Origin of the sequence: Bacillus cereus group sp. N24, from assembly GCF_016483345.1 — a bacterium.
Lineage (GTDB): Bacteria > Bacillota > Bacilli > Bacillales > Bacillaceae_G > Bacillus_A > Bacillus_A toyonensis.
Genome location: NZ_JAEHCA010000041.1, coordinates 15,971 through 29,459, shown reverse-complemented (window position 1 = coordinate 29,459; position 13,489 = coordinate 15,971). Strand labels below are relative to the sequence as shown.

Sequence of the window (13,489 nt, the reverse complement as noted above, 5' to 3'; positions counted from 1 at the left end):
GAACAGCCAATCGTTTTATTGATTAGGGTCGCTTGTGCTTTATTTGGATAGATACGAAATTTATATGCTTTATTGATTATCATTCGTTTCACCCCCATTTCGATATGTGTCTATTATACAACAAACATACATTCGATAGGTAGTGAAGTAACAGTTTATGTATGTCGAACAATTAAGATGGCTTCCTACCATCCCTTGTCCGAAGCCAATTCATCTCCCACCTACTCACTTCGCGTTACTTGAGGAAGGAGTCTTCTTGGCTAAAATGATAAAACTGAGTAATTACCTGTTACCCTTTATTTTATATATACTTTTCTTTAGCTTTGGCTTCTTGTGTAATCGTACTTTAGTCCCATTAATATCTAAGTCAATCTTTTCTTCCTCTAAAGCCTCCATTTTTTCTTTATGTTCTTTTTCAATTCTATCTCTTTCTTCTTTTCTCTTAGTCGCTTTGGGACCAATTACAAACAGAATTAAGAATATACTCACCATTACAACAAAAGTAGTCACTAGTACCTCTCCCCCTTTGCCAAAACTTCATACAACAAAATTCTTTTTAATGTATTAGACTTAACTCAGAAATCTAGAGGAGGACGAGCACTAGCATAATTGCACAGAAACATTATAGAAATTACCTGCACTATTCCTCCTTCTCCTTATATAAAACAAGATTATAAATGACGCAGTAAGGCCGGTACTAACAATGTCATTACAAATATAAAAATTGAACTATACCTCAAACTTGAACTCCATTTTCCATATTTGGGATGTTCAAATTTCTTATAAAGCATACCTAATGCTAGAGATATTAAAAACATTAATACAGCTGTCCCTAAAATTATGGAAGTAATTAAGCCCACCATATTACTCATAAAGGTTTGAAAATCAAAAGAACGTGTCGTCAACATTAACACTGGTAGAATCCTTATTAAAAGTATGAGAATAAATGAACCTACTCCAAAATATATAGATTTTTTTTTCCACTTTATATGTTTAAACCATAAAGAAGCTCCAAAAACTAATAATGATATTAAAATTACTACAGAAAGTATAAGGAAAATAACATCAAAGAATGCAGGCACACTCGCATGGACTGCACCATCTATTTTACCTCCCCCATCTTTTATTACATCACTGCCACCATTAAACAAAGAACCAAACCAGTCTACAATCCAATCGGTCATCCACGAAATATCGAATGGTAAATCTTCGTTTTTTGTTTGCGCAGGAGCAACTGAGTTGAAAATTTTCAAATTCTCCTCCCCCTTCATTAAAAATTACCCCCTTTACTTTAAGTATATAAATTTACTTAACCAAAACTAAGAAAGTATTAAATCATCCTTGATTAAATAGAAGAACCACACTTATGAATAGAAATTTCATTTGTTACATTTGTACACTCGCTTTTTGATAACTATCCATTGCATTTAGCTTTGTCCCTATTTTGGAATAAGTAAAAAAGTACCCATCCAATTGTGATACACATAATAATTGGATGAGTACTTCATTACACATTCTTTATTCTATTTTTATTGATATAGAAGAGGTTTATACATTTCATGGTGATACAAACTATAGTAACCAATTAAATAATTTTTAAATATTACTACGTAATTCAATCGATTTAAGAAAATAAAATTTCACAAACCTTTGATGATAGCTTCTTGGTTTATCGGATAGAACATATGTATGAAAAACGCAACATAATATCGGTTTTTCTAACCTTGTAAATGACTTAATATATATCTTTGCGTATTTATGTCTTGGCGTTTTAATGCCGTTACTAATTCTCGATTAACATCTGATACAGGTAATGGTTCTCCATATATATCAAATAATCTTATACCGAACTTACTTAAAATCCGTATATTATTAAGATTCCTACTCTCTTGTGTATAACTAATAATATGGCGTAAATTAATCCCAAAACTTATCATAAACTAACGCTCCCTCTTCAATGTAAATAGATATGGATATACTTCTATTTATTCTCGAGGAATCCCTTGAAGCTTAATAAGCCCTATATATTTCTCAATACCATAACAGTATTAGCTCTCTCTTTTTCTACTATAGTGCTACGCCACTTCTTATAAGAAGTATTCAATAGACAACAGTTAATAAATCAAAATCAAAAAAAGCATTAACGAAACTTGTACTGTCTTAACTATACTTTTTCAAATTTAAAAGCATGTACATTATTATAATTCAGAATGTTCTGTATATTAGTGAAAAAAATCGTAGTTAAATTTAATTTATCTAATTCCTGTTATTATCAGAATAAGCCTTTACAGAGAAATGGGGGATATTATGACTGTTCAAGAAAAAAGTAATAAGCAATTGATGGAATTATTACATGAATGGTATGAAGAAATTCGTTTATACCATGTAAAAGAAGCAAAACAGACATATCTACAAGTAAAAGAACGTTTAAAGGAAATAGAAACAGACCAATATGTATCATTCTATTATTCCCTACTGAATTTTAGATATAAAGTCTTGGTAGATGGAATGAGTATTACAAAAGATTCTTTTAATCAAATAGAAAAACTCCCTAATATCAAAGAAGAATTTTCATTATTAGCTTACTATTATTATTTCTTTAAGGCAATCCACTCTACAATTTTAGCAAATTATACTGAAGCGAAAACACACTATGAAAAGGCAAAAGAACTTTTAATTGATATACATGATGAAGTAGAAAAAGCCGAGTTTGAGTATAGATTTTCAACTTACTGTTATCAATCTTATCAACCATTTGAAGCGATTCAACATGTAGTAAAAGCCAAAGAAATATACCGGAATCATGTAGGCTATGAAATTAATATTGCTTTATGCGACAATGTATATGGACTGGCTTGTATAGATCTAAGAGAATTTGAAAGAGCGGAAGAATGTCTCAATACGGTTATTGATGTTTGTAAGAAGTATGATGAAGAACAATTATTATTACGAGTACGATCTAATTTAGGCTGGTTATATAATATTCAAGATTTATATCCATTGGCGATTAGACAGAGTTCTGAAATTATAAATACCATACCGAACCATTTTAAAGCATTATTTGTCTTAGCAAGAGCATATTATAAATTAGAAGGCGTTGAAACAGCAAAAGCATATATCGAGCAAGGAATGAAGTATTCAAATGAATCAGGAAATGAGGAATATAAGCATCGTTTCGCAGTTTTAAATGAACTAATCACAGAACTACCTAGAATTAAACTAGAAAAAGTAGTTACTGATGCAATTTCTTATTTTGAAAAAGAGGACATGTGGGATTGTGTAAAAGAATATGCAGAGATTTTAGCACTCCAATTTTACGAAGCAAATAATCATGTTAAAGCGAGCAAATATTTCTATATTAGTAATAATGCTGATAAGAAACATTTGAGAAAAGGAGCGTTAAAGTAATGAAAAAAATAAAAAAAGTGTTATTAAGTATGGTAGTAGTAAGTGCATTAGCATGTAGCATGATTAGTTTAAATGTATCACAACACTCTTCGTTTAATGGTGGAGATACGCCAGCACCAACAAAACCGATTGTCTCTAGTGGAGTATCTATTGATTAACGTAATACATTTTTCTCGCTTTAAAAATCAGAAAATTCCGCCTCTTAATTTTTAAACAATGTTAAATAAATGGATAAAATATTGAACCCCTAGTCCGAAACATATTTGTTTCGGACTATTCACGTTCTTCTTTCAACTTTTCTATATAATTAGTTGATTGAGAAAAAGCACTGCTAAAATCTTCAGCAATGCTTTACGATTAGACGTAATATGATAATGAACGTCTAATTTTTTCTACTCATGAGTTCTGTAGGCACATATATTTTTATTTTAACTTCAAGATACGCTCTATTTCCTTCAGACTTAACTTACTTGCTTTTGCAATAGTTTCAAGCGGTACACCAATTTCATGTATCCCTCGAATCATTTGCATCTTACCTTGCTCAATACCTTTTTCCATACCCTCTTGTTCTGCATTCGCTAGCTTTGCTTGTTCATCTAGAAGTAGTTTCTCTCGAGCTTCATATGCTGTTCGGAAAGAAGGATCATGGCTCATGTTTTCCCCATCTCCTTTTTCAAAATAAAGAGGACACCAATTCTTAAAACACCTTTTATGGCTGCTTTAATGAATTAGTGTCCTCTAGTTTTTTAGCCAGACTATATCTTATTTCTTTTTATTTCCAAAAATTAAAATTTTCAAAAAGACCCCTACACATTTTTAAATTTTAATTAACTTGAAACATGTATTTTTTATAATTTTTATGCACCGATAAAATAAGCCCCATCATTATCATATTTGAAAATAGCGAACTCCCTCCATATGATAAAAAAGGTAGTGCAATTCCTTTTACCGGCATTATCCCAACAATCATACCAATATTTTGGAAGATTTGTAGTGTTAAAACACTACTTGTCCCAGCACATAATAATGTACCAAACAGATTCTCTGCTGAATAAGCAATTATAGTTATTCGATATATAAGAAGTAACAAGACCAATACAACGATAGCTGCTATTATAAATCCACCTTCTTCAGCGATAGTAGCAAAAATAAAATCAGTATGTTTTTCAGGAATATATACACTACCTTGACCGAATCCTTTTCCATGTAATTCACCACTTCCAACAGCTAAAAGAGATTGTTGCGTTTGATATCCTTGATCTGCATTTTCAGCTGGATTTAACCAACCTATAATGCGTGATTGTTGGTGCGGTTTTAACCTAGTAACTAATTCTTTAAAGAAAAAATCTGGATATTTTTTATATATAAATATTAATGTAGATAATATAGTTACCGGGATGACTGTACAAAATGCAATTAATTTCTTTTGAATCCCTGACATAAATAAAATACATGCAATAGATGCTGCGTATAAGAACACCATACCTGTATCTGGCTGGCTGTATACTAAAGAAATAGGAGGAATTGAAACTAACATAATTTTTCCGACCAATATGAAATCAGTTTTATATGTCCGAATCATATATTTGGCGTTATGATTCACTACTAAATTGGCGACAAATATAATTAGTGCAATTTTGAAAAACTCCGATGGTTGAATTTGACCGATAACAGGAAATTGAAACCATCTTTTTGCTCCTAATTTAACGGGAGTAAACGTTGACTCCGGTAGTATTTTTAATATAACAATTGCCACAGAACCAACAATATACAATGGCCAAGAGAACTTTTGCCATTGATCCCAATCAATACTTGCAACAAATATTAACAGTACAAAACCAATTATATAGTTCCTACCTTGCTGCAATGCAAAGTTTGTGCTTCCATACTGACCAGTTTGTTGACTACTATAAATTGCAGCGGTACTAATAATACAAAACATGCATAAAATTAAAATTAGTTTTTTATCTAGACTCCTTAATAATACTATTATTTTACTCATGAAACCCTCCTGTAGTACTCAATAAATTCCACGCTCCATAATAATTACTAGTACCCTTTTTATAAGATTTTTTGTTATTCAAATAAAAATTACATTATTATGTTATAACGCGAAATTTTATTTTATCTAAACTTTCTCTTAAGGTTTCACTTTAAATAGTTAAAGTAATAATAAGTAAATCTTAATTTTTCCTAAACTAAAATGAACAAGTCCTTTTTATCCAGAATTACTTTTCTTCTTTAAAACTTCCTCATTTCCTTTCGTTCCAAATAACTGTTTAAAAGCAAAATCAATACGTAAATTTACTAATTTAGTGGACATGGATTTTCTCTCCCTGTCTATATCATTTCTTATTGTACATAAAAAAAGGTAGTACATTTAAACAGGCTCTTACGTTACCTCACATAAGAGCCTGCCTACATTGACAAAAAAGTAATGGTTCTGAGCAAAAACAATTGCAAGTAACATCGTTTTTATCCAGAACCTTTATTTTCAGCTATTCTTTTTCTGGCCAAATTTTCGCATTTGGTTCTAATAACCACTTGTGGTCTTCCTCCATGATACGATCATTCCATGGGTTATTCTCAAGATGTCGAATCATCCAACAAAAGTACATTGCATATCCAGGCGCCGTTGCTTGTGGGTGGTCTAACTCACCTGGAATTGTAATAAAACTATTATGTACAACGCGATAAGCATCCTCACCTACCATCGCACACCCAAATCCCTGTGGCTTGTTAAAGCGATAATAATATACCTCCGGTTGATCATGATGATGAGGTGGGTAACTGGACCATCGCCCTGGATAAGAAATAACTTCTCCTACTACCATATTAGAATATGCTGCATTGTTATAGTCAAAAATTGTCCGAATAACACGCTTCGCTGTTCCCTCCCATACTCCTTCTCCAGCTACAACACTTTGACACTCATTTGGAGTATACAACTTGGACGCAAATTCTTGGTCATTATCTGTTTTTTGAACAAGCACTTCACTATCTGAAAGAGCAGTAATTGTAACCTTCACATTTTTAGCCACATGCAAACACCAAGGGTTTTCTTCAAAAACAGACTGCCTTTGAATAACTTGTTCCATTCCATCCCACTCTAAACGAATTGCCCCTTCTAGTAAAAGTACTGCCGTTTCATTCTTATTATCAAATAACAGCTCTTCTTTTCCATTAGACATCTTATATATGCCTATATCCATTAACATATCACTGCATTGACCGTTCATTTCTGTTAATACATTATACCCTTCATTTAATTCACCTAATTTTCCTAACACGGCTTTCTCCCCCTTTTAATTAATGGCTACTCTATCATTCTCTGTCTTTGTCAGCTAACTAAATTATGAGTTCCTTCTATTATTTAATGAAGAAAGCTTTTCTGGTTATGCTTTGTTTTCACTTCCGAATATACGCATATGATTTTTAACGTTTTCGTACGCGGCCTCAATTACATCTTGATGGTACGTAAAGTAATCTGAATAAGGAGTATTTAAGGCCGCAGTGTTAATTCTAGTAATTACATTCTGAAACGTGGCTGTTGCTACATTAATTTTTCGAACACCATATTGAATACATTGCTTGAAATCCTCTGGGCTAATGCCAGACCCACCATGTAATACTAAAGGAATATCGACTATCCCATTAATCTCCTGCAAGCGGTCTAATCGTAAATCAGGGTCTCCATTGTACATCCCGTGCGCATTTCCAATCGCAACAGCTAACGCATCAACATCTGTTTCTTCTGCAAATCTTTTTGCTTCTTTAGTACTTGTCAGCATCATTTCAATATCTTCTGATCCGTCCTCACTACCACCTACTCTGCCAATCTCAGCCTCTACTGTCGCTCCGTACTGTTTCGCAAGCTCCACAACTTCTTTTGTCCTTTGGATATTCTCTTCTAACGGATAGTGAGATCCATCAAACATAACCGAACTAAAACCAATTTCTAATGTCTCTTTAATTTTTTCAAACGTCATACCGTGATCAAAGTGAACTGCTACTGGAACAGTTGCTTTTTTCGCTGCAGCTACCATCAAAGGACCAATCATATGAATGGGCGAATGATTCAAACGAACTTCCGCAATTTGTAGAATGAGCGGGGAACGTAACTCTTCAGCTGCTTGAATAGCTCCCATTACCATTTCCATATTAGCGACACTAAAAGCTCCAACCCCATAATTCTCTTGATTTGCTTTAATTAAAATATCTTTCATTTGAACTAATGGCATTACATACTCCCCTATTTCAATATTATTTATTAAATGTAAAACCAACCGTCACGTCTTTTAACCCCTTTTGTAAGAAGACATGTTGATTACCATACCATTTACTTAGGGATAATCTTAAAATGCTTAAATTACAAACCTGCTTTTTCTTGTATAAATTTTCGAGCTTTTAATGCGTATTCAAAAGGATTCGCTAAAGCTGGGTCTTGCTCTGCTTCTACCACAAACCATCCTTTATACTCAGAGTTCGCAAGGGTAGTAAACACTTCATCAAATACTATTACGCCATCCCCTGGAACTGTAAATGCACCATTCTTTACTGCCTGTAGGAAACTTAATTTATTTTCCTTTACAGCATCTACTACCACCTGGCGAATATCTTTTAAATGTACATGTTTAATACGAGGTAAATATTTTTTCAAAACATAAAGCGGCTCTTCTCCTGAAAAAACAAGGTGACCTGTATCAAAAAGCAGGGATACTAGCTCTGGATCAGTCATATCCATTAACTTTTCAATTTCTGCCGTTGTTTGAACACCCGTACCCATATGATGATGGTATACAATATGTAGCCCTTTTTCCTGAGCTAATTTACCGAGGTGATGTAACCCATCTGCAAGCTTATCCCACTCTTCTGCTGTAAAAACGGGCTTGTTTTGAAATAGCGGTACATCCATTAAACCTTGAATACTATGTCCTTGCTCTGATACAACGATGACTTTTGCACCCATTTCATGCAAGAAATCTCTATGTTTAATAAATGCTTGTACCGTCTCTTCAAGCGGCTTCGTTGTCAAGAACGCACTAAACCATGCGCTAGCAATCTCCAGTTTTCGTAATTCCAATGATTTTTTCAATACAACTGTATTTCTCGGATATTTATTACCTACTTCACTTCCATTAAATCCAGCTAGTGCCATCTCACTAATACATTGTTCAAACGTATTTTCTGCTCCTAGCTCCGGCATATCATCATTTGTCCAAGCAATTGGTGCAATCCCAAGCTTAATCGTGTTTTCTTTGAACATCCCCTTGTCTCTCCTTTTTGTAAAATGTTATAGAATTTCGCCAACTTCTCTTATCTGTTCGTTAAAAAGAGAGCTTCCTAAACAATATGCATGTAGATAAAAAGCTCTCTTTATGTCCTAATCTAATAAGATCTTGCCTTTTGCAAGTTACTTACTTTACTCTCATACGCTGCTTGTACACTTTGACTATTAGATACTTCTGCAACACCTACATGCCACCATGAATCGTATCCATTTGTCATTGTTTTTGGTAATACTTTAATATCAATCAATGTAGAAACTGTTTGTTTTTTCGCATCTATAAGCGCTTCCTGTAATTGTTCTATCGATGTAACACGATACGTTTTTACGCCATATCCAGCCGCGCTAGCTGCAAAATCAATTTTCATAATAGCCCCGTCTAATTTACGAGTTTGCTGGTTTCGGTAGCGAAACTCTGTTCCAAAGCTCCCCATTCCGTTGCCCATTTGTAAGTTATTAATGCAGCCAAATCCGGAGTTATCAAACAATAAGACGTTAATTTTTTTGTTTTCTTGAAGACTTGTGACAAGCTCAGAATGAAGCATTTGGTAACTGCCATCCCCTACCATTGCATATACTTCCTTCGATGGTTCAGCTAGCTTTGCACCCAGTGCGCCGGCAACCTCATAACCCATGCAAGAGTAACCATACTCCATGTGATAGGTATTAGGTTTATTTGCTGCCCACATTCTTTGTAAATCACCCGGAAGACTTCCTGCCGCACCAACGATAATTGCATCTTCATCAAGTAATATATTGATTTGTCCAATGACCGCAGTCTGTGTTAATTCTGTACCAAGTGTGTCCACATATTCATTTAAATTCTCATCGAAATGACCTTCAACTTCTGGTTTAAAATCTTGATCTGTAAAGCGAACATTATGTAAACGTGCTAATTCTGTTTCCCAAGCCTCTTTTGCATCATCAATTTCTACTGTGTAACTAGATTGATACTCAATTGCTTGCAGTTCATCTATTAGAGCAAGAAGTACTTCTTTTGCATCTGCTATAACCTTTAATGCATCAAGCTTATTCGCATGGAATTCTGAAATGTTAATGTTTAAAAACTCAACCTCTTCATTCTGAAACAATTGTTTAGATGCCGTTGTAAAATCAGTAAATCTTGTTCCGATTCCAATAACAAGATCCGCTTCCTTTGCAATTGTATTAGCTGCTAAATTTCCAGTTACCCCAATACCGCCAAGATTATATGGATGATTACTTTCTATCGCACTTTTCCCAGCTTGCGTTTCTCCAAATGGAATGCGGAATGCTTCAGCAAACTGTTTCAGTTCCTCTGCCGCTTCTGCGTACCTTACACCACCACCGCAAATCATAACTGGCTTTTTCTTTCTCTTAATCATTTCCACCGCATCCGCTAAACTGGCTTTTGTAGGTAGACGACGTTCAATACGATGAACACGCTTTTGGAAGAAGTAACTTGGAAAATCCCACGCTTCCCCTTGGACATCTTGTGGTAAACAAATTGTTACAGCTCCTGTATCTGCCGGATTCGTTAAAACACGCATGGCTTGAATCATAGCTGTCATCAATTGTTCAGGACGATTCACCCGGTCCCAATACTTACTTACCGCACGAAAGGCATCATTCGTAGAAATAGATAAGTCATGCGTTTGTTCAATTTGTTGAAGAACAGGATCAGGTTGCCTCGTTGCAAATACATCACCTGGAAGTAGTAAGACGGGAATATTATTTGCAGAAGCTGTTGCAGCAGAGGTAATCATATTTGCTGATCCAGGACCAACAGAAGAAGTACATGCCATAATTTGTTTTCTATGTTTTTGTTTTGCAAAAGCCATCGCAGCATTTGCCATTCCTTGTTCATTTCTCCCTTGATATACTTCTAATTCCCCTGCGTCTTCTTCTAATGCTTGACCTAGGCCAACTACATTTCCATGACCAAAAATCGTAAAGATCCCCTTAATAAACTTTTGTTGCTTTCCATCAAACTCTACGTATTGCTGATTCAAAAATTTCACCAAAGCTTGCGCCGTTGTCATTCTAACAGTTTGCATATTGTTTGCTCCTTTCTATCTCTATCAGTCATTCTGCATATGAAAAAGGAGTATCAGGAATTTGATAGACTCCTAATACTTCCTTCTTATGTTTTACTACTTCTGTTACTTTCGCTTACAAGCAACTAGGAGATTCTACTTCTCTCTTAATGATTACTTTTCCCAACGAGATGTAAGCATTTTCTTTCTTGTATAAAACTCAACGCCGTCAGTACCATTCGCATGAAGATCACCATAGAAAGAGTCTTTCCAGCCAGAGAACGGGAAGAATGCCATTGGCGCTGGTACCCCAACATTCACACCTAACATGCCTGATTCAATTGTTTCACGGAATTGACGTACACTTGCCCCGCTATCTGTATAGATGCAAGCTCCATTTGCAAAGCGAGACTCATTCGCAATTCCAATCGCTTCATCTAATGATTTCACACGAACAATGGATAAAACAGGAGCAAAAATCTCATCTTGCCAGATTTTCATTTCTTTTGTAACATAGTCAAAAATTGTTGGGCCCACGAAGTAACCAGCTCCTTTTACAGCTGTATCTTCACGTCCATCACGAACTAATGTAGCGCCCTGTTCTACACCTGAATCGATGTATCCAATTGTACGCTCTTTATGGTTATCACGAATAACTGGTCCTAAGAATACATCTTCATCAAGACCATTACCAATCACAATTTTATTTGCTTCTTCTACGAGTCTTCCAACTAATTGATCTGCAATTTCTTCTTCTACTGTTACAACAGAAGCAGCCATACAGCGTTCACCAGCTGAACCGAACGCAGCACTAATAATTTGCTTTGTTGCTAGTTCAAGATTCGCATCATTTAATACAATAGAATGGTTTTTCGCACCCGCTAATGCTTGCACTCGTTTTAAGTTTTCTGTTCCTTTTTTGTATACATATTCTGCAACTGGCTGAGAACCTACAAATGAAATTGCCTTCACTAACTTGTGTTCAAGAAGACCGTTTACTACATCGTGAGCGCCATTTACGATATTTAATACACCTTTTGGTAAGCCTGCTTCTGCAGCTAATTCTGCTAATTTTGCTGCTAGAAGTGGTGTGCGCTCTGAAGGTTTTAACACAAATGTATTACCGCAAGCAATTGCAAGTGGGAACATCCAGCATGGAACCATCATTGGGAAATTAAAAGGTGTAATTCCGCCTATAACACCAATTGGGTAACGATACATACCAGATTCTATACCTGTCGCAATATCAGGAAGCTGTTTTCCCATCATTAATGTAGGAGCACCTGCAGCAAACTCCACGCACTCAATACCACGAAGAACTTCACCATAAGCTTCGTTATAGCTTTTTCCGTTTTCAATCGTAATAAGTTTCGCCAACTCTTCCCAGTTATCTACTAATAATTGTTGATATTTAAATAGAATACGAGCACGTTTTGGCACCGCTGTTTTAGACCAAGATTTGAAAGCTTCATTTGCTGCTATTACAGCTTGTTCAACATCTACTTTTGTTGAAAGTGGTACCTGGGCGATTACTTCCCCTGTTGCTGGATTGTATACCGCTTCCATCTTAGTTGAAATAGATTCTACCCATTCGCCGCCAATGTAGTTTTTTACAATTTGTGCTGTTTGTACTGTCATATTCATTCTCTCCCTTTTATGTAATGTAGAAGCGTATATAAGATACGCACTTACTTGATTACTCATTTATGATGTTTCTATACAATTTCCTCAGCCGTTTCCATAAATGCAGAAATCTCTGCCCTTGTTGGCATTGCATCCGAACAGCTATGTTTAGAAATAACAATGGAAGCAGAAGCACCACCTAATCGCATTGCCTGAGGAATTTCAAGCCCTTGCATTAAGCCATAAATAAACGCAGATGCATACGAGTCGCCAGCGCCAAACGTCTTTAATACCTTTGTTTTAAAGATACCGCCGCGGTGCGATTGGCCGTCTCTCGTATAAGCGATTGAACCATCCCCGCCATGCTTAATTACGACGATTTTTGCATGATGAGAAAACCATCTTTCAGCCGTAACTTGATCATTAGATTGTTCGTAGTTTAATAGTTTTTCCATCATATCGAATTCTTCACGCGTTCCAATAATGACATCAGATTTTTCTGCCGCTAGATTATAATACACAGCCGTTTCAGCTTCTGACTGCCATGTATAAGGGCGGTAATCCACATCAAAAAATACGACTACATCATGCTTACGCGCATATTCTAGCGCTAAAAATACCGCCTCACGAGAAGGACTTTTCGCTAAAGCTGTTCCTGAAATTAAGAGAGCTTTTGATTGTTTAATATAGTCCTCAGATACTTCTGTTGGATCAAGATTTAAATCTGCGACATTGTCGCGGTACATTAAAATACTGCAATCTTCAGGGCTTTTAATTTCTGTAAAAGCTAGACCTGTCACTGCACCAGTGCGATCAATACATATATGATCTGTATTAATATTGTTATCCTTTAGGTACCCTGTAATAAAGCGGCCCATTTGATCATCGGACACTTTACCGATAAACCCTGTTTGTAAACCAAGACGTGCCGCACCAATCGCGATATTTGCAGGAGATCCCCCCACATACTTAGTAAATGTTCTGGTTTCTTCCATAGGACGTTGTGTTTCATTGGCATTTAAATCAACGCATAAACGTCCAACTGCAATTAGGTCTAATGGACACTCTTCTTTAAAAATAAGTGGATTCATTGTTTCTACCTCCCATGCTTTATGAAAGAGTGAATGATATGGTTCATATTTTTATAAACCTAATA

General features: G+C 35.3%; 13 protein-coding genes and 1 pseudogene. 2 read left to right on the top strand and 12 right to left on the bottom strand.

The features are described 5' to 3' along the window. The 4 genes from JDS95_RS28460 to JDS95_RS28445 form a co-directional block, all read right to left on the bottom strand. Positions 1–83 (bottom strand): helix-turn-helix domain-containing protein (locus JDS95_RS28460; RefSeq protein WP_199690928.1); only part of this gene is annotated, 83 nt, incomplete at its 3' end. A gap of 199 nt (positions 84–282) precedes the next feature. Beyond that, positions 283–510, bottom strand: coding sequence for a hypothetical protein (locus JDS95_RS28455; protein ID WP_000206853.1), 228 nt, complete (start codon positions 508–510; stop codon positions 283–285). A gap of 161 nt (positions 511–671) precedes the next feature. Further along, complete coding sequence (locus JDS95_RS28450; protein ID WP_085451002.1) at positions 672–1,271, bottom strand: hypothetical protein; 600 nt, start codon at positions 1,269–1,271, stop codon at positions 672–674. Positions 1,272–1,718: 447 nt separating this feature from the next. After that, entirely contained in the window at positions 1,719–1,937 is a 219-nt protein-coding gene (locus JDS95_RS28445) for a hypothetical protein (RefSeq protein WP_000622779.1), read from the bottom strand. Positions 1,938–2,307: 370 nt separating this feature from the next. Here JDS95_RS28445 and JDS95_RS28440 point away from each other — a divergent pair, with 370 nt between their 5' ends. Continuing rightward, complete coding sequence (locus JDS95_RS28440; protein ID WP_139823552.1) at positions 2,308–3,408, top strand: response regulator aspartate phosphatase; 1,101 nt, start codon at positions 2,308–2,310, stop codon at positions 3,406–3,408. Continuing rightward, positions 3,408–3,566, top strand: coding sequence for a Phr family secreted Rap phosphatase inhibitor (locus JDS95_RS28435; protein WP_000721406.1), 159 nt, complete (start codon positions 3,408–3,410; stop codon positions 3,564–3,566). The genes JDS95_RS28440 and JDS95_RS28435 overlap by 1 nt, the downstream gene beginning before the upstream one ends. Before the next feature lie 265 nt (positions 3,567–3,831). On the opposite strand, the pseudogene JDS95_RS28430 reads toward JDS95_RS28435, so the two are convergent. The 8 genes and pseudogenes from JDS95_RS28430 to iolC form a co-directional block, all read right to left on the bottom strand. Further along, positions 3,832–4,068 (bottom strand): annotated as a pseudogene (locus JDS95_RS28430) (Rpn family recombination-promoting nuclease/putative transposase); the annotation flags it as partial. Between the two features lie 163 nt (positions 4,069–4,231). Further along, complete coding sequence (locus JDS95_RS28425) at positions 4,232–5,410, bottom strand: FtsW/RodA/SpoVE family cell cycle protein (RefSeq protein WP_085450998.1); 1,179 nt, start codon at positions 5,408–5,410, stop codon at positions 4,232–4,234. A 496-nt stretch (positions 5,411–5,906) separates the two neighbouring features. Continuing rightward, complete coding sequence (locus tag JDS95_RS28420) at positions 5,907–6,698, bottom strand: 5-deoxy-glucuronate isomerase (protein WP_098016295.1); 792 nt, start codon at positions 6,696–6,698, stop codon at positions 5,907–5,909. A 105-nt stretch (positions 6,699–6,803) separates the two neighbouring features. Further along, entirely contained in the window at positions 6,804–7,649 is an 846-nt protein-coding gene (locus JDS95_RS28415) for a class II fructose-bisphosphate aldolase (protein WP_085450996.1), read from the bottom strand. Between the two features lie 128 nt (positions 7,650–7,777). Then, on the bottom strand, positions 7,778–8,674 hold the full coding sequence (gene iolE, locus JDS95_RS28410) for a myo-inosose-2 dehydratase (RefSeq protein ID WP_098016294.1): 897 nt from the start codon (positions 8,672–8,674) through the stop codon (positions 7,778–7,780). A gap of 122 nt (positions 8,675–8,796) precedes the next feature. Continuing rightward, positions 8,797–10,731 carry a 3D-(3,5/4)-trihydroxycyclohexane-1,2-dione acylhydrolase (decyclizing) gene (gene iolD / locus JDS95_RS28405; RefSeq protein WP_098016293.1) on the bottom strand — a complete coding sequence of 645 codons (1,935 nt, stop codon included), beginning with the start codon at positions 10,729–10,731 and terminating at the stop codon, positions 8,797–8,799. A gap of 153 nt (positions 10,732–10,884) precedes the next feature. Further along, entirely contained in the window at positions 10,885–12,348 is a 1,464-nt protein-coding gene (locus JDS95_RS28400; RefSeq protein WP_098016292.1) for a CoA-acylating methylmalonate-semialdehyde dehydrogenase, read from the bottom strand. Between the two features lie 77 nt (positions 12,349–12,425). Continuing rightward, positions 12,426–13,424 (bottom strand): 5-dehydro-2-deoxygluconokinase, encoded by a 999-nt coding sequence (gene iolC, locus JDS95_RS28395; RefSeq protein ID WP_001068613.1) that lies wholly within the window; start codon positions 13,422–13,424, stop codon positions 12,426–12,428. Positions 13,425–13,489: the final 65 nt, after the last annotated feature.

Coding starts and splice junctions, on each gene's coding strand:
- iolD (WP_098016293.1), bottom strand. CDS start 10,731: ATGCAAACTGTTAGAATGACAACGGCGCAAGCTTTGGTGAAATTTTTG.
- iolE (WP_098016294.1), bottom strand. CDS start 8,674: ATGTTCAAAGAAAACACGATTAAGCTTGGGATTGCACCAATTGCTTGG.
- iolC (WP_001068613.1), bottom strand. CDS start 13,424: ATGAATCCACTTATTTTTAAAGAAGAGTGTCCATTAGACCTAATTGCA.
- JDS95_RS28400 (WP_098016292.1), bottom strand. CDS start 12,348: ATGACAGTACAAACAGCACAAATTGTAAAAAACTACATTGGCGGCGAA.
- JDS95_RS28450 (WP_085451002.1), bottom strand. CDS start 1,271: ATGAAGGGGGAGGAGAATTTGAAAATTTTCAACTCAGTTGCTCCTGCG.
- JDS95_RS28415 (WP_085450996.1), bottom strand. CDS start 7,649: ATGCCATTAGTTCAAATGAAAGATATTTTAATTAAAGCAAATCAAGAG.
- JDS95_RS28440 (WP_139823552.1), top strand. CDS start 2,308: ATGACTGTTCAAGAAAAAAGTAATAAGCAATTGATGGAATTATTACAT.
- JDS95_RS28445 (WP_000622779.1), bottom strand. CDS start 1,937: ATGATAAGTTTTGGGATTAATTTACGCCATATTATTAGTTATACACAA.
- JDS95_RS28425 (WP_085450998.1), bottom strand. CDS start 5,410: ATGAGTAAAATAATAGTATTATTAAGGAGTCTAGATAAAAAACTAATT.
- JDS95_RS28435 (WP_000721406.1), top strand. CDS start 3,408: ATGAAAAAAATAAAAAAAGTGTTATTAAGTATGGTAGTAGTAAGTGCA.